The 26,570-nt window shown below is 30.2% G+C and carries 19 protein-coding genes and 1 riboswitch; of the genes, 17 read left to right on the top strand and 2 right to left on the bottom strand.

What is annotated here, in order from left to right; translation table 11 throughout:
- The 3 genes from PZA12_RS05045 to PZA12_RS05055 all read left to right on the top strand — a co-directional run bounded on the left by PZA12_RS05045 (position 1) and on the right by PZA12_RS05055 (position 6,229).
- Positions 1-2,361, top strand: a complete 2,361-nt coding sequence (locus PZA12_RS05045) for a glycogen/starch/alpha-glucan phosphorylase (RefSeq protein WP_103699256.1) — start codon at positions 1-3, stop codon at positions 2,359-2,361.
- Between the two features lie 314 nt (positions 2,362-2,675).
- Positions 2,676-3,635, top strand: a complete 960-nt coding sequence (locus tag PZA12_RS05050) for a D-2-hydroxyacid dehydrogenase (RefSeq protein ID WP_103699257.1) — start codon at positions 2,676-2,678, stop codon at positions 3,633-3,635.
- 425 nt (positions 3,636-4,060) lie between these two features.
- Entirely contained in the window at positions 4,061-6,229 is a 2,169-nt protein-coding gene (locus PZA12_RS05055) for a type IA DNA topoisomerase (protein ID WP_103699258.1), read from the top strand.
- A gap of 67 nt (positions 6,230-6,296) precedes the next feature.
- On the opposite strand, the gene PZA12_RS05060 is transcribed toward PZA12_RS05055, so the two are convergent.
- Positions 6,297-7,187, bottom strand: coding sequence for an SDR family oxidoreductase (locus PZA12_RS05060; protein WP_077841567.1), 891 nt, complete (start codon positions 7,185-7,187; stop codon positions 6,297-6,299).
- 294 nt (positions 7,188-7,481) lie between these two features.
- On the opposite strand from PZA12_RS05060, the gene PZA12_RS05065 reads away from it, so the two are divergent.
- From PZA12_RS05065 to PZA12_RS05100, 8 genes are all read left to right on the top strand, one after another.
- A complete protein-coding gene (locus PZA12_RS05065; RefSeq protein ID WP_103699259.1) occupies positions 7,482-8,348 on the top strand; it encodes a DUF4261 domain-containing protein in 867 nt (288 codons plus the stop codon).
- A 584-nt stretch (positions 8,349-8,932) separates the two neighbouring features.
- Positions 8,933-10,165 carry an ammonium transporter gene (locus tag PZA12_RS05070; RefSeq protein ID WP_023973985.1) on the top strand — a complete coding sequence of 411 codons (1,233 nt, stop codon included), beginning with the start codon at positions 8,933-8,935 and terminating at the stop codon, positions 10,163-10,165.
- A gap of 347 nt (positions 10,166-10,512) precedes the next feature.
- Positions 10,513-11,457: an IS110 family transposase gene (locus tag PZA12_RS05075; RefSeq protein WP_245160066.1), complete on the top strand. Its 945-nt coding sequence runs from the start codon at positions 10,513-10,515 to the stop codon at positions 11,455-11,457.
- Positions 11,454-11,753, top strand: coding sequence for a hypothetical protein (locus PZA12_RS05080; RefSeq protein ID WP_103699435.1), 300 nt, complete (start codon positions 11,454-11,456; stop codon positions 11,751-11,753). The genes PZA12_RS05075 and PZA12_RS05080 overlap by 4 nt, the downstream gene beginning before the upstream one ends.
- Positions 11,754-12,242: 489 nt before the next feature.
- Entirely contained in the window at positions 12,243-14,243 is a 2,001-nt protein-coding gene (locus PZA12_RS05085) for a methyl-accepting chemotaxis protein (protein ID WP_103698156.1), read from the top strand.
- 258 nt (positions 14,244-14,501) lie between these two features.
- The gene (locus tag PZA12_RS05090; protein WP_023973983.1) at positions 14,502-15,407 is read left to right on the top strand and encodes a metallophosphoesterase family protein; all 906 of its coding nucleotides are present in this window, start codon (positions 14,502-14,504) and stop codon (positions 15,405-15,407) included.
- Between the two features lie 281 nt (positions 15,408-15,688).
- Positions 15,689-15,779: riboswitch (cyclic di-GMP riboswitch) on the top strand.
- 343 nt (positions 15,780-16,122) lie between these two features.
- Complete coding sequence (locus tag PZA12_RS05095) at positions 16,123-16,857, top strand: acyltransferase (protein WP_103698157.1); 735 nt, start codon at positions 16,123-16,125, stop codon at positions 16,855-16,857.
- Positions 16,858-16,892: 35 nt separating this feature from the next.
- Positions 16,893-19,001: a methyl-accepting chemotaxis protein gene (locus PZA12_RS05100; protein ID WP_023973981.1), complete on the top strand. Its 2,109-nt coding sequence runs from the start codon at positions 16,893-16,895 to the stop codon at positions 18,999-19,001.
- A 107-nt stretch (positions 19,002-19,108) separates the two neighbouring features.
- On the opposite strand, the gene putP is transcribed toward PZA12_RS05100, so the two are convergent.
- Positions 19,109-20,584, bottom strand: a complete 1,476-nt coding sequence (putP, locus tag PZA12_RS05105) for a sodium/proline symporter PutP (RefSeq protein WP_023973980.1) — start codon at positions 20,582-20,584, stop codon at positions 19,109-19,111.
- Positions 20,585-20,912: 328 nt separating this feature from the next.
- On the opposite strand from putP, the gene PZA12_RS05110 reads away from it, so the two are divergent.
- The 6 genes from PZA12_RS05110 to PZA12_RS05135 all read left to right on the top strand — a co-directional run bounded on the left by PZA12_RS05110 (position 20,913) and on the right by PZA12_RS05135 (position 26,439).
- The gene (locus PZA12_RS05110; RefSeq protein WP_077868371.1) at positions 20,913-21,929 is read left to right on the top strand and encodes an ABC transporter substrate-binding protein; all 1,017 of its coding nucleotides are present in this window, start codon (positions 20,913-20,915) and stop codon (positions 21,927-21,929) included.
- A gap of 34 nt (positions 21,930-21,963) precedes the next feature.
- Positions 21,964-22,731 carry an ABC transporter ATP-binding protein gene (locus PZA12_RS05115; protein WP_023975288.1) on the top strand — a complete coding sequence of 256 codons (768 nt, stop codon included), beginning with the start codon at positions 21,964-21,966 and terminating at the stop codon, positions 22,729-22,731.
- 31 nt (positions 22,732-22,762) lie between these two features.
- Positions 22,763-23,554, top strand: coding sequence for an ABC transporter permease (locus tag PZA12_RS05120; RefSeq protein WP_031275933.1), 792 nt, complete (start codon positions 22,763-22,765; stop codon positions 23,552-23,554).
- A gap of 303 nt (positions 23,555-23,857) precedes the next feature.
- Positions 23,858-24,214, top strand: a complete 357-nt coding sequence (locus PZA12_RS05125; protein ID WP_023975286.1) for a CidA/LrgA family protein — start codon at positions 23,858-23,860, stop codon at positions 24,212-24,214.
- A gap of 39 nt (positions 24,215-24,253) precedes the next feature.
- Positions 24,254-24,967, top strand: a complete 714-nt coding sequence (locus tag PZA12_RS05130) for an LrgB family protein (RefSeq protein ID WP_103698158.1) — start codon at positions 24,254-24,256, stop codon at positions 24,965-24,967.
- 335 nt (positions 24,968-25,302) lie between these two features.
- Positions 25,303-26,439, top strand: a complete 1,137-nt coding sequence (locus PZA12_RS05135; protein ID WP_103698159.1) for a hypothetical protein — start codon at positions 25,303-25,305, stop codon at positions 26,437-26,439.
- The last annotated feature ends 131 nt before the right edge of the window (positions 26,440-26,570 follow it).

Below are 26,570 nucleotides of genomic sequence, written 5' to 3' on the forward strand. Positions count from 1 at the left end.
GTGGATAAACAAAGAATAAGAGATGGTATAGAAAGATATTTAAAAGTAAAACATGCAGTAAAGTTGAAGGATGCTCAGGATTATGAAATTTTTAATGCGCTTTCATTAACTATTTTGGAGGAAATAATTGATAATTGGAATGAAACAAGTGAAACTTATAATAAAGGAAGAATGGCATATTATTTATCAGCAGAATATTTAATGGGAAGAGCTCTAGGCAATAATTTAATGAATTTAGGTTTATACGATGAAGTTAAGGATGTTTTAAAAGAGTTAAATATAGACTTAAATAGAATCGAAGAAATAGAAGAGGATGCAGGACTTGGTAATGGTGGACTTGGAAGACTTGCAGCATGTTTTGTGGAATCAGCTGCGACATTAAACATGCCCTTAGTTGGATATGGAATAAGGTACAGTAATGGGTTATTTAAACAAAATATTGAAAATGGATTTCAAACTGAATGTGAAGATACATGGTTAAAGTATGGGGATTCATGGAGTGTTAGAAAAGATGATGAAATTCAAATAATTAAATATTCAGATATGACAGTAAAAGCAGTTCCTTACGATGTGCCGATAATTGGGTATGGAACTAAAAATATAAATACTTTAAGATTGTGGCAATGTGAGGCTTTAAGAGAATTTGACTTCAATTTGTTCAATAACCAACAATATATTGAAGCTGTATCAGCAAGAAATAAAGCGGAGGATATATCAAGAGTATTATATCCAAATGATACAGCAGAGGCAGGAAAGATATTAAGGCTTAGGCAGCAATATTTCTTCTCAAGTGCATCTATGAAAGATATACTAAAAAAACATAAGGCTAAATTTGGAGCAGACTTTTCTGAATTTGTAAAATACAATGTAGCACAATTAAATGATACTCATCCAACAATATCAATCCTTGAATTTATAAGAATATTAGTTGATGAAGAGTATGTAGAATTTTCTGAAGCATTATCAATAGCTAAAGAATTTTTTGGATATACAAATCATACAATACTTGCTGAGGCGCTAGAAAAGTGGGATATAAGATTAATAGAAAGATTATTCCCAAGAATACTTCAAATTGCATACCAAGTTGATGAAGCATTGATGAATGAGCTAAGACAAAAGGGATATGACGAAGGTGCAATATGGAATTTCAGAATTGTCGCAAATAATCAGATGAGAATGGCTAATTTAGCTATATTTGTAGGGAGAGCTGTAAATGGTGTTGCAGCACTTCATACAGAAATTTTAAAGAAGAATGAATTAAATCACTGGTATCACTTATACCCAAATAAATTTCAAAACAAAACTAATGGAATTACACCAAGAAGATGGCTTAGGCTCTGTAATGCAGAATTATCTGAGCTTATTACAGATTTGTTAGGGAGCGAAGAATGGATTAAAAATTTAGAACTTCTTAAGGGACTAGAGAAATTTAAAGATGATGATGCAGTACTTGAGAGACTTATGGAAATTAAGTATAAGAAGAAAATTCAATTAGCAGATTATATTAAACAAGAAGAGGGAATTAATATAGATCCAGATTCATTCTTTGATATTCAGATTAAGAGATTACATGAGTATAAGAGACAATTACTAAATGCTTTATATATTTTAGATTTATATTACAGAATAAAAGAAAATCCAAATTTAGACATGCCAAAAACAACATTTATATTTGGAGCTAAAGCATTCCCAGGATATAGAAGAGCTAAGGGGATTGTAAAATTTATAAATGAAATAGCTAGACTTATAGATAATGACTCAGAAGTTTCTAAGAAAATAAAAGTTGTTTTTGTTCATAATTATAGGGTGTCTTATGCTCAAAAACTATTCCCAGGTTCAGATTTATCTAAACAAATCTCAACTGCTGGGAAAGAAGCTTCAGGAACAGGAAATATGAAATTTATGTTGAATGCTACTCCAACATTTGGAACTTATGATGGTGCTAATATAGAAATTGTTCAAGAAAGCGGAGAGGAAAATAACTATATATTTGGACTTAGAGTAGAGGATATTGAAAGAATTAAGCATGACTATGATCCAAAATGGTATTATAGAGAGAATCCAAGTATTAAGAGAGTGATTGATACTTTAATCGATGGTACATTAGATGATGGAAGAACTGGATATTTCGAAGATTTATATAATGCTCTGTTAGAGGAGAGAGATCAGTATTATGTACTTGCAGATTTTGACTCGTTTAAGCAGACTCAAGAAAGAGTGTTTGAAGATTATAAGGATAAAAAGAAATGGGCTCAAAAATGTTTTGCTAATCTATATAGTTCAGGAACATTTTCAAGTGATAGAACTATAAAGCAATATGCAGATGAGATTTGGTATATAAAACCTGTCACTATTAAATAGTTATTAATTTAAAAATAAAATAACTAAGAGTTATGGATAGAGAAAACTTTATATCCATAGCTCTTTACTTTTTTACGTATTATAGCCATTTCTAATTACTTAAAATCAGTTTTTAGTATATGAATGCGGTGTTGGGTGAGTTGCAAAATAATTACGTATAAGTTTACATTTAAATTTGTTTACGGTATTATTAATATAGAAAAATAAGGCATGTAGTCATAAATTTAGCAAGCAAAATCATAATTTTTGAGAATTTCTTTTTTATCATTATAGAGTAAATAGTATTATTTTGAAGTTGGAAAAGGAGATTGAATATGAAGAAAATAGTAGTATTGGATGGAAGAACTTTAGGAAATGTAGACTATATTAAATTAAATGAGTTTGGTCAGGTGATTTATTATGATTTGACATCTGAAGAAGAAGTTGCAGAAAGAATTAGAGATGCTAATATTGTTTTAACTAATAAAGTTAAGTTAAACAGGGGGAATTTAAAAGATGCGAGCGAATTGGAATTAATATGTGAAATGGCTACGGGATATAACAATATAGATATAGAATACGCTAAAGAAAGAAATATTGCGGTAACTAATGTAAGAGGATATTCAACTACGACTGTAGCTCAACATACTTTTGCTATGTTACTTCATTTATACGATAATATAAGCTATTTTGATAACTTTGTTAAATCTGGAGAGTACTCAAGATATGATATGTTCACAAATTTAGAAGCACCATATAAAGATTTGTGTGGTAAGATATGGGGAATAATTGGGCTTGGAGCCATTGGGAAAAGAGTGGCTCGAATAGCTCAAGCCTTTGGTGCAAGAGTAGTATACTATTCAACTTCAGGAAAAAATTCAGATTCAGACTTTGCAAGAGTCGAGTTTGAGTCATTGTTAAAGCAATGTGACATCATTTCAGTACATGCTCCTCTAAATGAAAAAACTGAAGGATTATTAAATTATGAGGCTTTTACTAAAATGAAAAAAGATACTGTTGTAATTAATGTTGGAAGAGGGCCTATAATTGTGGATGAAGATTTAGCTAGAGCTTTAGATGAGGAGATAATAGGTGGTGCAGCGCTGGATGTATTTAAAGAGGAGCCTATTCTAATAGAAAATCCACTACTAAAAGTAAAAAACAAAGATAGGTTAATTCTAACACCTCATGTAGCATGGGCAAGTGAAGAAGCTAGAAGTAGATTATTTACAGATTTATTAGAAAATATAAGCGCGTATAATAGAGGAGAAAAAAGAAATAGAGTAGATATTTAACGATTATCAGCTTAGGATGAGTGATAAGAATAAACTAGGATATTCTTCAATGGAAGTTATAGAAAACATGCTTAAAGAAGCAGATAAAGCATTGTGTATTGAGAGAAAAGAATAAGTTAAAATATTATGAGTTAGAAAAGCTTGAATAATTTAGATGTAAGGTATAAATGATTTGTTCATTTATACCTTATTTTAATATGTGAAGGAAATAATTAATATGAGAGTATTTGTCTATTTTTGATACGTGATATTCGCATAAAGAACTTCAGCTGGTTTTATTTTTTGATTAGTGTTAATATATATAAGTGCTACAAGTAATAACTAAGGCACCTGAAAGGAAATAATAGACCTAAAGTGCAGAATATGCAGGTATGATGGTCCATTATTTTTTTAATTGTGCTTAAAGGAGGATAATAAAATATATCATGGCAAAAGTTATTATTGCGGAAAAACCATCTGTTGCTAAAAATATTGCAGATGCATTTAATGTAAAGACTAGAAGAGATGGTTATTTTGAAGGAAATGGCTATTACATAACATGGGCGTTTGGGCATCTTTTACAATTATATGATGCAAAAGACTATGATGAAAATATGAAGGGATGGAGGTTTGAAAAATTTCCTTTTATTCCAGAGCATTTTTTATATAAGGTTAAATGTGATAGTGTAGACAGAACTGTTGAAGATAAGGGTGCAAAGAAGCAGCTTGGAATAATAAAGGCTTTAATTGATAAAGAAGATGTTGATGGAATTGTATCAGCTACTGACTTCGATCGAGAAGGGCAGGTTATAGCTGATGAATTATTTGGCTACTTTAAGGTGAAAAAGCCTATATATAGATTACTTTTGAACGAATGGACACCTGATGAAGTTAAAAGCGGAATGGAGTCACTAAAAGATAACAAGGAAATGCAGCCATTGCAAGATGCTGGAATTGGAAGACAGTGGAGTGACTGGATTATTGGAATTAATTTAACTTCTGTAAGTACACTGAAATATAAATTTGAAGAAAACAAGACTATTAATATAGGAAGAGTACTTCTTCCAACTTTAAAAATCATTTATGATAGAGATAAAGAAATAGAGAATTTTACAGCAACAACTTACTATAAACTAGTATCAAACTTCAAAACTTCAACGAATGAAGAATTTGAGGGACTTTATTATGAGAATGATTCAGAAAAGTTCGATAAAAAGGAAGATTTGGATAAATTTATTTCAAGGCTTGAAGGAGCAACTGCTAGGATTATTGATAAGCAGACAGAATTAAAAAAAGAATATCCACCATACTTATTTAACTTATCTAATTTGCAAGGACATATAACTAGCAAGTATAAGGGATGGACATCAGATAAAGTTCTTAAAGTTGCACAGTCTCTCTATGAAAAGAAACTTACTACTTATCCGAGAACTGCAAGTGTGGTTCTAGAAGAAAGTTTAAAGGATAGAGCAAAAAAGGTTTTAGATACATTAAAAGTTGGATTGCCATATGAAAAAGATATTAAATTTAGTACATCCAAAAGAATTTTTGATAGCTCGAAAGTTGAAAGCCACAGTGCTATAACGCCAACATATATAAAGCCATCGGGTTTATCAGCTGATGAAAAAATAGTATATGATGCTATTAAAAATAGATTTATAATGCAATTTATGCCTATAGCTGAATTTGAAGAAACAAAAGTTACATTAAAAGCTAATGTTTCAGAAATGAATGGAATTTTTGTTTCAAAGGGAAAAGTAAAGCTTGTAGAAGGCTGGAAGGTAGTAGAGAAAATAGAAAGTAAAGATGTCATTCTTCCAAAAGTTGAAATAGATGAAGAAGTAGATATTATAAATTCTAAAGTGAATTCTGTTACTAAAAAGCCTCCTAAATATCATACTGAAAAAACATTACTTAGAGTAATGGAGACTTGCGGAAAAGGTATTGAAGGAAAAGATGAAGACTCAGAAGAAATGATGCAGGCTATTTTAAGTGGGTTTAGCATAGGAACTCCAGCGACTAGAGCAGAAACAATAAAGAAATTAAAGGATATAGGATACCTAAAGACAAAAGGTAAAAATCTTATGTGTACAGAGCTTGGTAGGAATTTGGTTGAAACTTTTCCGGTAAAAGAATTATTTGACTTGGAGTACACGGGTAGATTAGAGAAAACTCTTTCGGATATAGAGAAAGGAAAGTTTGCTAAAAGTGACTTTATTAAACTTATAACAGATTTCACAATCCAATCTGTAGAGTTGATAAAAAAAGATGATACTGCATTATCAAGATTTAAAGTAGAAATACCTAAGGATAGTGAGAATATAGGACCATGTCCAGTCTGTGGAAATCCAGTAATTGAAGGTGAAAAGAGTTTTGGATGCAGTAATTGGAAAAATGGATGCAGATATACGATTTGGAAAGATGATAGATATATAGCATCATTCGGTAAAAAAATATCTAAAGAGATGGTTGAACTCCTGCTTAAGAATGGAAAAGTAGGATTTAGAAATCTTAGAAGCAAAAAAGGAAATACATTTTCAGCATATTTTAAATACGAGAAAAATGAAGAAAGTGGATACTTCAACTGGAAGATTGAATTTATAGATAATAAATAATTAGAGCTTGTTAACAAGCCCTAATTATTTATGTCCCAAAGAGTATATTCTATTGTTAAATTTAATCTTAACTATCAACCATAGTTCCACCATTTACATGAAGTACTTGTCCAGTAACATAGGAGGAGTCATTAGATGCAAGATATACATATGCTGGAGCCAATTCGAAAGGTTGTCCAGCTCTTTTCATAGGAACGTCAGATCCAAATTTTGCAACTTCTTCAGCAGAAAAGCTTGATACTATAAGTGGCGTCCAAATGGGGCCTGGAGCTACGGCATTAACTCTAATTCCTTTGGTTACTACGGATTGAGAAAGAGAACGAGTGAAGGTTACAATTGCGCCCTTGGTTGAAGAATAGTCAATTAAATTTTTACTACCTTGGTAAGCTGTGACAGAAGCAGTGTTTACAATTGCACTTCCTCGTTTCATGTGCGGTAATGCTGCTTGAGTAAGATAAAACATTGGAAATATATTGATTGAATATGTTGTTTTTAATTGGGAAGATGATATTTCTTCTATGCTATCTTGAGGAAATTGAACACCAGCATTGTTTATTAGAATATCAATTTTGCCTAGCTTGTCAATTGTACATTCAACTAGTTTGATGCAGAAATCTTTGTAGGCAATATCACCAGGCATGAGAATACACCGTCTGCCATATTTCTCAACATATTCCTTGGTCTTTATTGCATCTTGATGTTCATACAAATATGAAATTACTATATCAGCTCCCTCTTTAGCAAAAGCAACAGCTACGGCTCTGCCAATTCCACTATCACCACCTGTGATTAATGCTACTTTATCTTTTAATTTGTCACTCCCTTTATAATCAGGATTATCAAATATAGGAGGTGGATCCATACGTGCTTCAATTCCAGGTTGACAATCCTGATGTTGTGGAGGAAAATTTTTTGGTAATTTATCAAAGTCTATGTGGTTTTTGTATTTTAAGGGCATAGCTTTCTCCTTGAATATCTTTATACTATTAATAATATTATGGATTTACTAAACTATTTGTGAATGAATTAATCCTCGAATTAAATGAAAATGTAAAAATAATTATAACAATTCATGCATTTCAAATGAATATATATTAAATTTGCATATATTGTGTTATAATTAATAAATATTTACATAGACAAAGCTGTCTCAAAATTAATTATTTTTTTGAGGCAGCTTTTTTGTTTCTATCAAAGAATAAAGAATTTATTTCAATTAAAATTAAAAAATAAGAAAGAAGGTTGGTATAAAATGAAAAGATATGAAGTAAGTAAAAATGGAAAATTAGAAAATGTAGCTGATGCTTTTTCGGAAATATATAGTGTTGAACTTTTGATGAAAGAAAAGCCTGTTATCTTGGAAAATGAGTTACTAAAAAATATACAAAAATATTTTAAAAATGTTAAAGTTACATCTAATAGAGATAACAATATTTCATTTGCATTTATGGATCATATATTAGAATATAAAAATGTAAATGCGCCTGTTGGAATTGTTATTAGCGTCATTGAAGAAAAGCCTGAAATTAATAAATTGAGAAAATCATTAGGACAATCATTTGACTATGTGAATAAAGAAGAATTTGAAAAATGTAATGTTAGAGTTTTGGTTACAGATATAATGGCTATAGGATTAAATTATGCTGAAAGAATAGAACTTTTTCAAAAAACTCTTTATTCTATAGTTGAATTAATTCCATGTGAAGGCATTCATTTTAATATTACTGAACAAGTAATAAGTAGGGAAGAGTATTTAAAAAACAATCCTCTAAATGATGATTATGATGTTTTAATTGGTATATTAAATGTAAGATTATTTAACATTGAAAATAATGAGAATGAGTATGTAATGGATACATTAGGATTATCAGCAGTAGGTTTATGTGATTTACAATGCCATTTTAAAAATTTAGATCCAGGCGAAATATCGAATATTTTATATTCTTATGGATATTACATTTTTGAAAATAGCGATGTTCTTGAAGAAATAGACACCATAGAAGGAATTACGGAAAATAGCAAGTGGAAATGTCGACATGAAGTTGCGCTTGTTGAACCCGAACGTGTTGTATTAGATATAAATCCTGGAGAAGATTTTTCATGTGGATATAGAAATTAATCAATAATATGTATATAAGAATTTAATTTTTAATTAGAACTCTCTTGATTTAATGTAAAAACAAGAGAGTTTTTTATTCTCTAGGAATTCATATTCAAGTTAAATCTGTGGATAAGTTATGGAAAAGACTAACTCAGAAAGTTATGGTTTGCAAAGAGAATAAAAAATAAATCATATTCGCCTGCCAAATTTCTCTCACATGTGTTTAAAAAGGCAAATGCGTAAAAAAATCTACATATATGAAAAGAGTGTGAAGCACAATATTGAACTTAACCAAAGTCGTCTGAGATTTTGTTATTTTACCTGGCCCGTATGTATAATGAAAAAAATAATTCATATTTAAAAATAACTAATAATAAATTATCATTTTATATTGACATATAAAACATGGGATAGTAAACTTATAAAAGTAATTTAAAAATTTAAAGAAATATGTAGAAAACAATGGCGTTTTCATTTCAAAAAAGATATATCTAGTATGGGTATACCTTCTTTGGAGTGAAGCGTCTTTTTTATTTTTTAACAACTTAGAATAAGCAATTGTACTCAAAATTTAATTAAATTTATTCAAGGGGGAATAGAAAATGGAATTATTAAACGGCGCAGATATGGGATTTGTAATTATTAGTGCAGCGTTAGTAATGCTAATGGTGCCAGGATTAGCTTTATTTTATGGAGGTATGGTTAAAAGCAAAAATGTATTAAGTATTACAGTACATAGTTATGCAGCTCTTGTTATTATATCTTTACAATGGATTTTTATAGGTTATACTTTAGCCTTCGGTCCAGATGTAAAAGGAGTAATAGGTGGTTTAGATTGGAGTTTCCTAAAAGGTATAGGAATGGCGCCTAATGCGGATTATGCAGGCACAATACCACATTTAGAATTTGTAGTATTTCAGTTAATGTTTTCTGCGATTACTGCAGCTGTAATTTCAGGTTCTGTTGCTGAACGTATGAATTTCCCGGCGTTTATAATATTGATTATTTTGTGGAGTACATTTGTTTATGATCCTATTTCTCATTGGGTATGGGGAGCTAATGGATGGTTAAGGAATTTAGGAGTCCTTGATTTTGCTGGAGGAAATCCAGTAGAGATAAACTCAGGAGTTTCTGGACTAGTTGCGGCAATTGTTGTTGGTAAAAGAAAGAGAGCGATCCCTGAACCACACCATATACCTATGGCAATATTAGGTGGAGGGCTTTTATGGTTTGGATGGTTTGGATTCAATGCAGGAAGTGCTCTTGCAATGAATTATGTAGCTGTAAATGCATTCTTTACAACTAATACTTCAGCGGCTGCAGGAGCAGTTGCATGGGTACTTTGTGAATGGTTGCTCTATAAAAAACCTACAGCCTTAGGAACAGTAAGTGGAGCTATAGCCGGGTTAGTTGCAATAACTCAGGGGGCAGGATTCGTGAGCCCTATATCAGCTGTGCTTATTGGAGCAGTTGGCGGAGCATTAAGCTTTTTCGCAATAGCTATATTGAAGAGGAAATTAGGATACGATGATGCCTTAGATGCTTTTGGCTGTCATGGAGTAGCAGGAATTTGGGGATCTATAGCGACAGCTATCTTTGCATCAAAGGCAATTAATCCAGCAGGGAGTGATGGATTAATATATGGTAACTTTGCACTTTTAAAAGCTCATTTAATTTCTACTTGTGCAACTGCCTTGTATGCAGCAGTTGCGACATTTGTAATACTTAAAGTAATGAGTTTAGTAATGGGCTTAAGAGCTACTTCAGAACAGGAAGCAGAGGGATTAGATATTTCCTTACATGGAGAAGAAGCTTATTCAGGATTAAATATGTAGAAACATAATAATAAATAATGTATAAGAATTTAGTGAAAGCAAAATCCAGGTTACTAATATAACTTGGATTTTGTTTTTTTATTGTCTAGGAACCGCCCATGAAGGCAAAGCCTTCACAAAGTATAATGAAAATTAAGTGGTTTCTGTTAACAAATGGATAACCTTGTCAATAATATAGAAAGGTGAGGAAGTAAGCCGTTGTACTTTCTGGTAGCAAGAACTCCTTTTAGGAAACTGGCTACGGTAATTTTGAGCACAAAGTATTGTGTCTAGAGCACGTGTAGGAAATTTTTTTTTGATAAGTAATTACTGTTGAACTCACTGAATTTATTATGGAGAAGGTAGGAATGGAAGCAATAATTGAAAGGTGTGCAGGTATAGATGTGCACGAAAGAACAGTAGTAGTATGTGTTTTAAAGGGTGATTTAAAGAAAAAACCGGAAAAGGAAATAGAGACATTTAATACTACGACTACAGATTTGTTAAAACTTTTAGATTGGATTGAAGAAAGAGGCTGTACGCAAGTAGCAATGGAAAGCACAGGCGTATACTGGAAGCCTGTCTGGAATGTATTAGAATCAGGTGATTTTGAAATTATACTTGCAAATGCTAGACATATAAAGAATCTTCCAGGAAGAAAGACCGACGTGAAAGACGCAGAATGGATAGCTCAATTATTGAGAAGTGGATTAATTAATAAGAGTTTTGTACCAGATGCACATATAAGAGATCTTAGAGATATAACAAGATATAGGAAGAAAATACTATACGAACTTAATAGAGAGAAGAATAGGATTCATAAAATTCTAGAGGATTGTAATATAAAGATTTCAAGTTATATTTCAGATATATTTGGAGATACAGGACGAAAAATATTAAATAAAATCATTAATCAAGAAGAAATTAGAATGACAGACTTAATTGAGATATCAAATGGTAGAGGTAAAGCAAGTATAAGAAAGAAACTAGGAGAAATAAAAGAGGCTGTAAACGGAAAAATAAGAAACCATCATTTGACAATGATAAAATACAGCTATGATCACATTAGGTTTTTAGAAGAACAAGTAGTCCATATAGAAAAAGAAATAGGTGAATATATAGAGCCATATTTTGAAGAAGTAGAGATAATAGATACTATACCAGGTATAAACAAGAATGCAGCATCAGTAATAATAGCAGAGATTGGAACTGATATGAGTTATTTCCCAACAGATAAGCATCTAACATCATGGGCAGGCCTAAGTCCTGGAAATTGTGAAAGCGCAGGTAAAAAAAAAGAAGTAAAACAATGAATGGAGATAAAGCATTAAAAAGTGTAATGTGTGAATGTGCTTGGGCAGCAAGCATGAGTAAGGATACTAGATTATCAATATGCTATAAGCGATGGGTGAAAAGAATGGGAAAGAAAAAAGCCACAATAGCATTAGCAAGTTTAATGTTAAGAATATGCTATCAATTGTTAAAGGAAAGAAAAAACTATATAGAATATGGTACTATTTATTTAGATAAACTTAGAGAAAAAAGAGAAGAAAGTATGATAAAAATTCTAAAGTCAAAAGGCTATAATATAGAAAAAATCAATAAGTAAAAGAAACAAATAATTTAATATAAGGCTTGGACTAGCCTAAAATAGGCTAGTTTAGTTTCCTATTGTCAAATTTAGAGAAAGTGCTGTGAATTTAATTTTCGTAGGAAAGTATAGAATTTTTTGATTTTGAAAGCCAGTGATACCAATGGGGTATAAGGATATTGACCTGTAAAAAATGGTATAAAGAAAGAGCGTGGCGCAGCCACTTTTGTTCTTCTTTAGGAATTTATATTCCAGTAAAATTGAGGGTATAACCTAAAAAGGTTGATTTTTAATTTTTTCTATCAAAAATAAATATAAATTTGTCAATTTAAATGAGAATGTGATAATAAATAAGAAGATTTATTAAAATATTGCTAATAAATATGACTAATGTCAAAAAAAATGTCATTTTTGAGCATAGTTTCATAAAAAGAATATAAAATGAGATATTTTGGCATATTTTGCGATATAATATGAATTGAAGTTAATTATGAGGTGGGGGAAAATATGCATAAAGCACAAAGTCAAATTAAATCAGTAAGTATAAGGTTATACTTACTGATTACAATTGCTATGTTAGCAATAATACCAGTAGTTATTTTAGGTATCATTTCTACAACGACATCAAGGAGGAGTAATGAAAAGAGTTTTGATGAAAATAGAACTTTACTCTCAAATATAGGACAGGAAATAATAAATAATAAGATTACATATTATGAAGATACATTGAAAACATTAATTGAGAATAATAATTTTAATATTGAAGAATCACCATATAATAAATTGAATGGAGATATGAAATTAATTAAGAAGACTGATGAAAGTATTTTAAATATATATTATTCAGACAACACTGGAAAAGTATTTCAAATACTTGATAGTAAATTGCCAGATGATTATAACGCTACAGAAAAATCCTGGTTTAAAGAGACTATAGAGAATCCGAATAAATATATTATTCATAGTCCTTATCAAGATAAAATAACTGGAAAAAGCGCAATAACAATATATAAGGCTGTGATTAAAAATAATGTACCGGTAGGCGTTATGGCTATAGATGTAGAGCTAAGTGAACTAGCAGATCAGTTATCAAGTATAAAATACGGACAAACCGGAGAGTTTATTATTACTGATAAAGATGGTGTAGTTATTTCTGACAATGACAAAACTAAAATTGCTGGAACAGAGCCAACTGAATACAATTGCTGGAATCAGATATCAACTGGTGATAAAGGTAAAATCAAATTCAATTATAATAATAGTACATATGAGGGGTATTTTGAGACCTCGGAACTTACTGGATGGAAGTTAATACTAAAAATCCCATCTAGTGAGCTAAGGAAATCAGAAAATGATTCAACTATAGCATCAATTATAATTATATTTGCAATAGCGGTAATTACATTAATTATAACTATGGCTATTGCTAGAAGAATAAGTAAAGGAGTAAATTCCTTAAAAGATGGAATGGAAAGAACTGCGAATGGAGAATTTAACAAAGAAATTATTATAAATAATCATATTCGCGAATTTATAATTCTAGAAAATAGTTTTAATAAAATGCAGAAAAATATTGCAAAATTAATTAAGAGTGTTGATAATTCGGCAATAAATGTTAATAAAAATGCTATAAATTCAGTTAGTATGAGCAAAGAAGTAGCAATATCGATGAATCAGGTAAGTGAGACAATAAATCAAATATCAAGTGGAACTATGGAGTCTTCTAACAATTTAGAAATGATATCACACAGCATGGACTTACTATCTCAATCTATGAATAAGATAGAAGAAGCGACTGAAAGTGTAAATGGTATGGCAATAAAAGCAAATGATTTAGGTAAAGATGGAATAAAGATTGTAAAGACCGTTATAAATAAATCATATGAAACTAAAAAAAGTACTGAATCAGTAAAAGATGTTGTAAGTGAAGTTTCGGAAAGTATAATGAAAATAGGCACCATGAATAAGGCAATAAGTGCGATTACAGAGCAAACAAATCTTTTAGCCTTAAATGCAGCAATAGAAGCAGCTAGAGCAGGAGAAGCAGGAAAGGGATTTGCAGTAGTCGCTGATGAAATAAGAAAGCTTGCAGAAGAGACATCAGTTTCAGCCAAACAAATAGATGAAATAATAAAAGAAATAAAAAGTAAATCAGAATTAGCAGTTGACAGGGTATTAGAAACAAGTGGAACAGTAGATGATCAAGAGCATGCAGTTAAAGAATCAGAAGTGATATTTACAGAAATAGTAACAGCTATAGAAAGTTTAACAGAAAAGGTGAGTAAAATAGCTGAAGGTGTGAGTAACATAAATAATATGAAGGATGATGTAGTTGAAAAAGTAGAAAACTTATCAGCGATATTAGAAGAAACAGCATCGGGAACAGAGGAAGTTTCAGCGACAGCGCAAGAAGTGACAGCGTCAACAGAAAGCTTTGTTGATAATTTTAATAATTTAAAAGATATGGCTGAGGAATTGAAAGAAAAAATTGAAGAATTTAAACTATAAAAATATAAAATCATTATGATATATATGTTGTAATAATAAATTTACGTTTAAGACTCTAGTGAGCCAAGTGATAAATTAATTGATAAATGTAGAAATTTAATTAAAAAATATATATTTAATGTTTTATAAGATATAAAGGATTGTTGCAAAATGCAATGATCCTTTTACAATTTAAAATAAGGTCTAATTAGCAAATAGTTAGTGTCAGATACAACCTAGTTTTCATATAATATTATATTTTAAGAAAGGTGAATATATATGAAAAATAACCTTAGGTTTGATAGTAATGGCAAGTTTAAAATAGTTCAATTTACAGATATACATGAAGGACCGAGCAGAGACAAATCTATAGAGCTTATAAATAAGATATTAGATTACGAAAACCCCAATATGGTTATATTATCAGGAGATATTATTGATGGCAAATGTCAGACAGCAGAAGATGTAAAAAAAGCTATAAATCATATAGCGGAGCCAATGGAAAATAGAAATGTACCTTGGTGTATAGTTTTTGGTAATCATGATGATGAACATAATATGATGACGAAAGAAGAAATGATGAATTTATATATGAGCTTTAAACATAATCTGAGTCAAGTGGGGTATAAAACTTTTGATAGGATAGGTAATTATAATCTTCTTGTAGAAAGTTCAAAAGATAAAACGCCTAAATTTAATATATATATGATAGATTCAGGAAAATACGCTCCTGCCATTATTGGAGGATATGATTGGATAAAACTTACTCAAATATGGTGGTATAAAAGAACAGCGATAAATTTGAAGAAAAAATATAAAAGATTAATACCTGCGCTTATGTTCTTTCATATACCTTTAAAGAAGTTTAAAAAGGCATGTAAGACTGGATTAGTAAATGGTGAAAGGCTTGAAGATGAGAGCTGTGCCAAGATAAATTTATGCTTATTTAACAAAATAGTTAAAATTGGTGATGTGAAAGGTATATTTGTAGGGCATGATCATTTTAATAATTACTGTGCTGCTTTAGATGGTGTTAGGCTTGGATATGCTGGATATACTGGATACGGAGGATATGGAGATGACAAAATTCCTCGTGGTGCAAGAGTATTTTTAATTAATGAAGAAAATCCAGCTGATTTTAAAACTTGGACAAGAAGAGAGTTTGATACAGAACTTAAAAAGTAAATTCTATAAAAGAATAATTTTAGGAGATATATTTTCATGAATTGGTATATATGAAATTGAAGAAAATTATTGATTTTTAAATGAATTTATTAGCATGGCGATAAGAAAAATATATATAATATATTTAAATTTATAAATATATTATATTGAATAAATGGTATTATATTGAATTAAACGATTAAATAATATCCATTTTTACAATATTGTAACTTAAATTTAGTGTATATAAGTTGAAAAATGTTGTAAAAGATGTAATAATAGAATAAAAATGAAAAAAATATAATATCAATAGGCACACTTATTGAAAAATAGGGTCGCAAAGCTATGAGTCTAAGGAAAAATTTAATTTTCTATGATTGTCAGGTTGCCAAAATGTATCTATGAATAATAAATTTTATATTTTAATTTTGGTGTCCACAATTATGTAGACACCATTTTTGCGCTCTTAAAACTTACAATAAGAAAGCTATTTTTATTATTTTTTCAAGTGCAAAGTATTTGCTGCTAGAGATTTGAAGTTTGAATTATAAATAATATTAAAAGATCAGAAGGGAGTGGAGAAGGCTAATAAAATATAATCATAGTAATTAGTAGCAAAACTAAAATAAGTTGGACAAACAGTTTGACTTAATGTTGCTTATAAAATCGCGTTGAAAGTTTGACTATGAAGGAGGCGAAAAGATTATTTTTTGCGATTTTAATAATCTGAAATGATATGAGTAAAATAGACGAATTATTAAATGAAGTAGAAGTCATAGTAAAACAAGGGATAAATAAAGAGGGCGTAATAGAAATTTTAAATTCTCTAAAATGTTATTTTCCATACGAAATATTAGATGAAATGAAATTATATGGGGACTATTTACCTAAAAATAATGAATTAGAATTTTCAGAAGAAAAAAGATATCTTCATTTTTTATGGGATGTACTAGATAAATCACCTATGTGCTTAATTGCCAATTTTGCTATTCCTTATAGACAGATATTAGCAAAAAAATTATTTAAGTCATGCGGAAAGAATTTTATAGCTGAAGAAAATGTACGTTTCAATGTTCCTGACAATATAGAAATAGGAGATAACGTATTTATGAACAAAGGTGCTTTCCTAGATTCAAAAGGTGGAATAACAATAGGTAACTCAGTAGGAATTGGCGAAGGCGTTACAATTTTTACTCATTCTCATGAGGAGCATGAACATGAATTAAGGACATATGCAAAAGTAGTAATTAAAGATTACGCTAAAATATATTCTAATTCAACTATATTGCCTGGAGTAACAATTGAAAAACAAGGAATAGTAGCAGCTTCTTCTTTAGTCGGTAAAAATGTTGAAAAAAATGAGTTGGTAGCGGGTATACCAGCAAAGGCTATGAGAGAGAGAAAAACATTAGATAGAAATCAGGAAGAATTAAAGCATATATGGTTGCATAACGGTGAATTTCAAGAGTAAAAAATTTGTACACCTTAAGGAGGAAATGATTAATCATGAGAATATCATTTAAATCAAAGTTAATGGTAATAATATTGCCGCTAGTAATAGTTGGATTGATATCGCTGACAGGATTTGCATATATTAATTTTAGGAGCATTATAGAAAGCGAATTAGTGAATTCCATGTCATTAAGAACAACAGAAGCAACTGGTCATATTAATACATGGCTGACGAGTAGAATGGCAGAAGTTCAAGAAACAGCTCAAAGCCCAGTGCTTAAACAAGTTTTGGAAAAAAATCCTGGTTTAAATTTAAATAGCACAGATGGATCATTAAACATAATAGATGATTTAAATTTATCAAGATTTAATTTTATTAAAAATACATATCCAGACGAATATGCAGCAGTCCATATACTAAATAGCCTAGAGCCTAGTGAATGGAGTAACGCTGATAGTTTGAATAAGCTACAAGCGAGATTTTATAATGTAAGCAATGGAAAATTTGCAACTGCTAATTGGGCTAAAGGTGCTGCAACAGAAGCTTCAGAAAGATATTCAAAGACAAATGGCGTTCCTTATGATGCAATATTTAAGCCTACATATTCTGAAGCTTATGATAAGAATGTTGTAATGATGGTTGCGTGGAATAAAGATGCACAAGGAAAAGTTACAGCAGGAGCTGCCTCAAGTTTGGCTATTGAAGCAGTAGAAAATCAAGTTAAAAATCTAAAATATGGTCAAAAAGGTTACGGAGTATTATTAGGAAGTGATGGAACTTTTATAGTTCACCCAAATAAAGATTGGGCCATGAAAGAGAAAATAAATACAGTTAACGATTCAGATCTTACTAAACTTAATGAAGCCATTCAAGGTGATAAACCAGGAGTTTTTAAATTTGGAAGTGGATCTGAGAAAAAAATTGCATTCTATGCAAAGGCACCGATTTCTGGTTGGACAGTTATAAATGTTGTTTATGAGGATGAACTTTTTGCTTCATCTAATCATTTGATACTGATTATGATTGGGATAGTTATAGCTATTATCGTAATTTTATCAGCAGCTATATTTACAGCAGCAACTAAGTTGATCAAACCTTTAGTACGCCTTAATGAGTTCGCGGAAGTTATATCTACTGGAGACTTAAGTGGTTCAATAGAAGTGAAATCCAAAGATGAATTTGGAAATCTTGCTACAGCGTTTAATCATACGATAGAAGCATTAAGAGGCATAATTACAGATATAAATAATGAATCATCAAAGGTAAATGAAGTTTCAACTAATCTTGCAAATTCATGTGATGATAGCATTAAGGTTACTGGAGAAGTTGCTAAAGCAATACAAGTGATAGCAGAAAATACAACTGAGCAGTCAAGACAAGTGACTTTAGCCAGCGAGAAAACAATTGAAATGGAAGAAGTAAGTAGAGTTGTTGTTAATAAATGTAATGATATGCTTGAAACAGCTGAAGAATCACATAACATAAGCGCGGTTGCTTTTGAAGCGGTGGATAAAGCTGTTGAAAGTATGAAATTAATTGTTGAAAACAATAAAACCAATTTAGAAGAAAGTAAAATGTTACTTGAGAGATCAAATGAAATTGGTAAGATTGTTGAAGTTATAACTAACATTGCAAGTCAGACCAATTTACTTGCTTTAAATGCAGCAATAGAAGCTGCTAGAGCTGGAGAGCAAGGAAAGGGATTTGCCGTAGTTGCAGATGAAGTAAGAACCCTTGCGGAACAATCTGCTACTGCTGCCAGTCAGATTTCGGCTTTAATAAGTGGAATACAAAATCAAATTGAGACCATTAGTAGTAGTATGGATGAAGGTTCTAAGGAAATTACTGTTGGTATGGAAACAGCGTTAAAGGCTGAAACTCATTTTGATAATATAGAAAAAGCTATAAGAAACATTTTTGATGTAGTTCGAGATGTATATAATTCTACAGAATCTATGATTAAAACAGCAAAAGATACAGTAGTAGAAATGCAAGAAACATCAATTATATCAGAACACACGGCATCAGCAACAGAAGAGGTATCAGCATCAGCTGAAGAACAGGCTGTTACTATGGACGAAATAGGAGATTCAGCTAATCAATTAGCTAAATTGGCTCATAGATTAAATGAGTTAGTATCAAAATTTAAAATAAGCAAATAAGGATAAAAAATAACAGTAAGACCATAGAATTATTAGTCTTACTGTTATTTTTTATAAGTTAAAGGTACAAGATTAATTGAATACTATACCTTTAGAAAACAAATATATTATTTCATATCTGTTAATATATTTTCCATTTTATTAAACTGGTTACTGACATCACTATCTGGCTTTTTAGTTAAAAGACTAACGATAATTACAGATAGAAGTGATAATGAAAATCCTGGAATCATCTCATATAGAAAACTAGATAAACCTAAAACAATCCATAAAAGAACTGTTATACCACCAACAATCATTCCAGATAAGGCACCCCATTTAGTCATTCTTTTCCAGTACAGACTTAATAAAAGAACTGGACCAAAAGACGAACCAAAACCAGCCCATGCTTGGCCAACAATATCTAAAATAGTCTTATTTGGAAGGTATGCAAGTACTGTCGCAAATGCTGCTATGACTAATACAGCTAATTTACCTATTACCATTTGTTGTTTTTCGGAAGCTTCTTTATTAAAGAAAGCTAGATAAAAATCTTTTGTAATAGAACTTGAACAAACTAAAAGCTGAGATGAGATAGTACTCATAATAGCAGCTAGTACTGCAGATAATATAATTCCTGTAATAAATGGATGAAATAATATATCACCAAGTCTAAGAAAAACTGTTTCAGGATCACTTAATGGAGTGTTATGTTCAGTAAAATATACAAGACCTATAATACCACTTACAACAGCACCTAAAAGACCTATTGCCATCCATCCAATACCAATTCTTCTTGCTGATTTTAATTCTTTTGCAGATTTTATTGCCATGAAACGAACAATAATGTGAGGCTGTCCAAAATAGCCTAAGCCCCAAGCTAGAAGGCTAATAATACTAGCTATGCTAGTCCCTCTAAATATATCAAATAATTTAGGATCAATTGCTTTTACCTTATTTACAAATGTTCCAGGATCTACCCCTATATTCATATACGCTACAACTGGAACAGTGATTAAACATATAAACATTAAAGTCCCTTGGAAGAAGTCAGTAAGGCTAACTGCTAAGAATCCACCATAATACGTATAAAGAACAACAACAGATAGAGTGACAACTACACCCATTGTATAAGTTAGCTTATATGTATCAACGAATAATTTTCCTCCAGCAACAAGTCCTGATGAAACATAAAGAATAAAGAAAACAAGTATTACGATACCAGATACAAGCCTAAGTATGTTAGACTTATCTTTAAAACGATTTTCTAAATAGTCTGGAATTGTCATAGAGTCATTTGCAATCTCTGTGTAGACTCTAAATCTTGGAGCCAGTAGAAGGTAGTTAAAGTAGGCACCTACGGTTAAACCAATTCCTATCCAAATATTAGATATACCAGTTAGGTAAACTGCGCCAGGAAGTCCCATAAGCATCCAACCGCTCATATCACTTGCGCCTGCTGATAATGCTGTAACAAGAGGTCCGAGTCCTCTTCCTCCTATCATATAATCTGAAAGATTAGATGTTTTTTTGTAAGAGTAGTATCCTATTGTAAGCAAAATAAGTAAATATACTCCTATTGCTATAATGGACCATAGTTTCATATTAAATTCCCCTTTCTATACATTTAATGTTGTTGATATTGTTCTTAGAAATGATAAGTGGATAAAATACCTTTTTTATAAAAACGATATGATTATATTATCATATTATTTAAAAATCGACAATTAAATTTAGAAGTTTATACTTTGTGCGTTGCTTTAAGCTAAAATTGTTAAATGTGAATTGTTTACAAAATAAAGTTTTAAGCCCAAATAGTTTATATAAATTAAGACTTATTGTATCCAGCAAATAGAGCATATATATTAGAACAATCTTTGATTAAATATCATATGATACATCATAAAACAGTATTAGGAGATGCTTTATTTAATGAAAAAAAAGTTAAAAGTATTAACTGCTTTATTGATTTCGAGTATAACTGCCATATCTATGTTTGGCTGTAGTAGCAATAATAAAACTAAGGAAGGTAAAGTAACTGTACGCTTAAATGAAGTTACACGTTCAGTTTTTTACGCTCCTATGTATGTTGCAATGAAAGAAGGCTATTTTGCAGAGAATGGAATCGAAATTGATTTACAAACAGGTCAAGGCGCAGATAAAACTATGCAAGCAGTTTTAAGTAAATCAGCAGATATTGGTTTTTGTGGACCAGAACAAACTATTTACATTAATAATCAAGGAAGAGAAGACTACCCAGTACTTTTTGGACAGCTTACCCAAAAAGATGGCTCTTTCGTGGTTGGACGAACTAAGGAAGACAATTTTAAGTGGCAAAATATTAAAGGGAAAAATATTATAGGAGGAAGACCGGGTGGTGTTCCAGAAATGGCTTTTGAATATGCTATGAAACACAATAATATTAATCCAAAAACAGATGTCAATATGGTAAATAATATAGATTTTGCTGCAACTGCAGGTGCATTTAAGGGCGGTACAGGTGATTATGTGGCTCTCTTTGAACCTACAGCTTCTGCAATTCAGAAAGAGGGAACTGGATATATTCTTGCATCTGTTGGTGAAGAATCAGGATTAATTCCTTATACTTGTTATTTTGCAACAAAATCCTATATGGATAAAAATCCACAAGTAATACAAGGTTTTACAAATGCTATCTATAAAGGTCAGCAGTGGTTTTTTAGTCATAGTACAGAGGAAGTTGCGGATAGCATAATTGATTATTTCCCAGGTACAGATAAAGATACAATTATGACAGTTATAGATAACTATAAAAAGATTGATGCTATAGCTCATACACCAGAAATTAAAGAAGAAAATTTAAATAGACTTATGGATATAATTACTGATTATGATTCAAGCTTAATGCCGCAAAGACCTGAATTTAGCAAGATTGTGGATAATTCGTTTGCTGAAAAGGCAGCTAAATAAAGGTCACATAAAGATGAAAAGGTGGTGATTTTATTTGAGCTTGTTAGAAATATCAAATATATCAATGAATTATCATTCTATTAAAGGTGAAACACAGGCTTTAAATAATGTTAATTTTCAAGTAGATGATGGTAAGTTTATTTCTATTTTAGGACCGTCAGGATGTGGAAAATCTACATTATTAAATATAATGAGCGGACTGTTAGAACCATCTAATGGTAGCGTTCTATACAAGGGTGAAGATGTAAAAAAGAACTTAGATAAAATAGGATATATGTTTCAAAAGGATCATTTATTTGAATGGAATACGGTTTGGGAAAATGTAATCTTAGGATTAAAGATAAAAAAGCAGCTAAATAATGAATCAAAGGAAAGAGTAAGTGGATTGCTAGATGCTTATGGGCTAACGAGATTTAAGAACCATCATCCTAGTGAACTTTCAGGTGGCATGAGGCAAAGAGTTGCACTCATAAGGACTTTAGCACTAAATCCAGAGATACTCTTTTTAGATGAACCATTTTCAGCACTAGATTACCAATCGAGACTTTTAGTATGTGACGATGTTTATAAGATAATAAAAACAGAAAAAAAGACAGCAATAATGGTGACACATGATATAGCAGAAGCGATTTCTTTGTCTGAAAAAGTAATAGTATTATCTAAGAGACCATCTAGTGTGAAGGCAGAAATTCCTATACATTTTAGCGATGAAGAATTAACTCCTTTCCAAAAGAGAAGAGCTCCAGAGTTTAGTGACTATTTTAACATGTTATGGAAGGAGTTGAATGATGGAAATGGCTAAGAAAAGTGTAAATGCTAGTGAAGTAAATAAGATGTCTAAGGAACATGAAATATATTTGAATAAGGTAAAGAAAATAAAAAGAAAAATTTTAATTACTAGAATTCTTATATTGGTTATTTTCATAGCCTTATGGCAAATAGCTGCAAATCTTAAGTGGATAGATCCGTTTCTTACTTCTAGCCCAACTAGAGTAATTGAATCATTTGTATCTTTATATGAAGGTGGAGGTTTAATTAAGCATATCGCAGTCACATGCTATGAAACAATCTTAGGATTTTCTTTAGGAACAATACTAGGTTCACTAATTGCAGTAATCTTATGGTGGAGTCCTTTTGTATCAAAAATACTAGATCCATATTTAGTAGTTTTAAATGCACTTCCTAAAGTTGCCTTGGCTCCAATAATAATATTTTGGATTGGAAATGGTATTCCAGCAATAATAGTGATTGCTCTTTTAATATCAGTAATAACAACAATTATAAGTGTGTTAACTGGATTTAATGAAATAGATAAAGAGAAAATTATGCTTATGAATACTTTTAGAGCGACAAAAATACAGATATTAAGATATTTAATATTTCCATACTCTGTTCCTATCCTCATATCAGCTCTAAAGATAAATGTTGGTTTATCTTGGGTTGGAGTAATAATGGGAGAATTTTTAGTAGCGAAGAATGGTCTTGGATTTTTGATAGTATATGGAGGACAAGTGGCTCAGTTAGATATGGTAATGATGAGCATTGTAATACTATCAGCAATTGCATTTATCATGTATGAGGTGGTTGCAATAGTAGAAAATAAACTAGTAAAGGATAGAAGTTAAAAGTATACTATTAAACTCTACAAATACTCTCTTAAAACGACTTATTTATATAATAAATAAGTCGTTTTAATTTTTATAATGAATAAAATTAAACATATTTTTAGAAACTTATATTTAAAGTGCAATTAATATATAATACTGAAAATATAAGGATATTTAACAAAAAGGTAACCTTTACTTAAAGTGTAAAGGAATTTTACTTATCCATGTAATGATGGTAAATTAAATTGTAAAGGTCATATTAAGAATAGAGAGAAGTTGGTTTTTTAACAAATATGCTTAAATAATTGGAGTGTGATAAAATTGAAGTTATTTAGAGAAGCACTAATTATATTTGGAATTTATCTATTAGGAGAATTTATATCATCAATGCTTCATCTACCGATACCAGGAAATATATTAGGAATGATAATATTATTTATATTATTATACACAAAGGTAATTAAAGTGGAGAGCATTTCAAATATAACAAATTTTTTACTAGACCATCTGGCGTTTTTCTTTATTCCAGCAGGAGTTGGTTTAATGACGTCGCTTGGAATAATAAAAGCGACATGGTGGCAATTATTATTAGTATGTATATTGACGACTATAATAATAATTGGGGTGACTGGTATTGTCGTTCAGGCTATTTCAAGAAAGCCAAGGAAAAATAGTTAGTTTACGTACAGATAAAGTGATAAGAAAAGAGGAGAATATATGCAAATATTAACGAACAATGTTTTATTTGGACTAGTACTTTCACTTGCGGCTTTTGAAGTTGGTATATTCATTAACAGAAATACAAGAATACCAATTTTAAATCCACTATTAATTGCAATAGGAATTATAATATGTTTTTTGTTTGCATTTCATATTGATTTTGATACATATAATAAAGGTGGTCAATTTATAAATATGTTTCTTGGACCATCAACTGTTGTACTTGCAGTACCTTTATATAAACAGCTGGATCTTTTGAAAAAGAATGCTAAGGCTATTTTAACAGGTATATTTGTTGGTAGCGCTATAGGGATAATTTCTATAATAGGAATATCTTATTTAGTTGGACTTAATTCAAGTGTAATAAAATCATTAGTTCCAAAATCAGTAACAACTCCTATAGGAATATCAATAAGCAGTCAATTAGGAGGAGTTGTTCCAATAACAGTCCTTGCAATTATAATCACAGGTATAGTTGGGGCTGTATTTGGACCGACTATATGTAAAATTTTTAAGATAAAAAATAAGGTTGCAGTTGGTGTATCTATAGGAACGGCATCTCATGCAGTTGGTACTAGTAAGGCTTTAGAGCTTGGGGAAGTAGAAGGGGCAATGAGTAGTCTATCAATTGGCATTGCAGGAATAATGACAGTGATGATTGCTCCGTTAGTATATAATTTAGCATTATACATATATCATATAATAAAGTAAAAGCTTAAAAAGACTATTAAAAGTTAGCAGTAAAAATAACGGGTTATTCTAAAGAAATTATTTAGAAATAATCCGTTATTTTCTTATAAGTGGCAATATATGAAGTGGAATAGGTAGATTATAAGGTAAATATAAGTATTAGAATTTACAAAAAATATATTTATACATGTATATTATAAATAATGGGACTATAAAAGAGGTTTAGTAATATTTACTTGTTGATTATAGGAAGAAAAGCAAATTATAATTATTTAAGATAGAGTAATTATGAATAATTTAAAAAATGATAGTTTATGATATTAAAAAATTAATGCTGGTGTAGGAGAAGATTAAATATGGCTCACGATGATGAAGTTCTTATAACTTATGGACTAGGGTATGCTTTTGAAAGAAGTAAATTGCTTATTATATCTGAAGTTGAGGAAAAAGTTGTATCTAAAAAAGAAGTAAATATTATGGAAGAAATAAATATAGTTAACAAATTTAAAGAAAAGTTAGATAGTAAATGTGCTTTGAAATTTCCTAAAAGCTACTTAACTAATGTGGAAGAAGCTTTAGAAGAAAAAGTATCAAAGACTATACCTATAATTACATCGATAAAAGCCAAAGATGTGGACAAGCAGAATCATCTTATGGATGAGTATGTAAAAAAGGATCTAAGCCAGATGAGGCTGAGAAAAGAAGGGTATATTCAAAAAGATTCAACTTTGATTAAAGAATATTTAGATAGTTGTAGTGAAAATACATACGCTAAGAATATTAAAGAAAAATCCTTGAAGTATAACAAAATGATTCTTAAGATAATTTTAACAAGTAGTTTTGGAGATGAATTTGGAGATTTTTTGAGTAAGCAAGGACAAGCTACTATTTTAGAAGAAATAGATAAAAATGTAGGTGAGCAGTTAGAGAATTTACTTAAGAATGACTATTTAATAAAAAAGAAGTACAGTGAATTAGATTTTTTGAATATGTTATTGTTCCTTGAGGAATGGCAAAGGAAATATTTTAAATGGGATGGAAAGTATACGGATTTAATGTTCTCAATCAACAAGGATGGGAGAAAATACAAGGGTAGAAAAGACGAAATAAAAGATTCTGTTATTTCTTTCATTAAAGAGAAGAGGTATTTGTATCTTCCATTTGGGAAATATAATGATGATAATATTTTTATAAATTTAAGTGATGAAAGATATTGTAGTATCAATGAAAATGATGAGAACAGATCACAATATGTTATTTTAGAAAAAAAAGAAACCAATTTATATGAAATAGTATCCAATGAGTATAAAAAAATAGATTTAGAAGAAAATTCAGAACTAGGATATTTGCTTTGTTATGATAATGATACAGTTTATATTTCTTTTGTGGTATATGACAAGAAGCATGAAAAAGTAATTTGTAAATATAATAATAAATTTACTGCTTTTAAATCTAAAATGATTGAAGAATTAGAAAAACATTTTATATTATAAGTAAGTTCATAAAATTACATTAATTATTTACTTGGCGGACATAGGGATGAGCTGGGTTATTTTAATTTGTAAATTTCGGTTCTTAGCTACATATAATAAGGCTGCTTTAAATTAATTGGGTATATATATAT

It is taken from the genome of Clostridium beijerinckii, assembly GCF_036699995.1.
GTDB lineage: Bacteria > Bacillota > Clostridia > Clostridiales > Clostridiaceae > Clostridium > Clostridium helianthi.

Coding starts and splice junctions, on each gene's coding strand:
- PZA12_RS05050 (WP_103699257.1), top strand. CDS start 2,676: ATGAAGAAAATAGTAGTATTGGATGGAAGAACTTTAGGAAATGTAGAC.
- PZA12_RS05055 (WP_103699258.1), top strand. CDS start 4,061: ATGGCAAAAGTTATTATTGCGGAAAAACCATCTGTTGCTAAAAATATT.
- PZA12_RS05060 (WP_077841567.1), bottom strand. CDS start 7,187: ATGCCCTTAAAATACAAAAACCACATAGACTTTGATAAATTACCAAAA.
- PZA12_RS05065 (WP_103699259.1), top strand. CDS start 7,482: ATGAAAAGATATGAAGTAAGTAAAAATGGAAAATTAGAAAATGTAGCT.
- PZA12_RS05070 (WP_023973985.1), top strand. CDS start 8,933: ATGGAATTATTAAACGGCGCAGATATGGGATTTGTAATTATTAGTGCA.
- PZA12_RS05075 (WP_245160066.1), top strand. CDS start 10,513: ATGGAAGCAATAATTGAAAGGTGTGCAGGTATAGATGTGCACGAAAGA.
- PZA12_RS05080 (WP_103699435.1), top strand. CDS start 11,454: ATGAATGGAGATAAAGCATTAAAAAGTGTAATGTGTGAATGTGCTTGG.
- PZA12_RS05085 (WP_103698156.1), top strand. CDS start 12,243: ATGCATAAAGCACAAAGTCAAATTAAATCAGTAAGTATAAGGTTATAC.
- PZA12_RS05090 (WP_023973983.1), top strand. CDS start 14,502: ATGAAAAATAACCTTAGGTTTGATAGTAATGGCAAGTTTAAAATAGTT.
- PZA12_RS05095 (WP_103698157.1), top strand. CDS start 16,123: ATGAGTAAAATAGACGAATTATTAAATGAAGTAGAAGTCATAGTAAAA.
- PZA12_RS05100 (WP_023973981.1), top strand. CDS start 16,893: ATGAGAATATCATTTAAATCAAAGTTAATGGTAATAATATTGCCGCTA.
- putP (WP_023973980.1), bottom strand. CDS start 20,584: ATGAAACTATGGTCCATTATAGCAATAGGAGTATATTTACTTATTTTG.
- PZA12_RS05110 (WP_077868371.1), top strand. CDS start 20,913: ATGAAAAAAAAGTTAAAAGTATTAACTGCTTTATTGATTTCGAGTATA.
- PZA12_RS05120 (WP_031275933.1), top strand. CDS start 22,763: ATGTCTAAGGAACATGAAATATATTTGAATAAGGTAAAGAAAATAAAA.
- PZA12_RS05130 (WP_103698158.1), top strand. CDS start 24,254: ATGCAAATATTAACGAACAATGTTTTATTTGGACTAGTACTTTCACTT.
- PZA12_RS05135 (WP_103698159.1), top strand. CDS start 25,303: ATGGCTCACGATGATGAAGTTCTTATAACTTATGGACTAGGGTATGCT.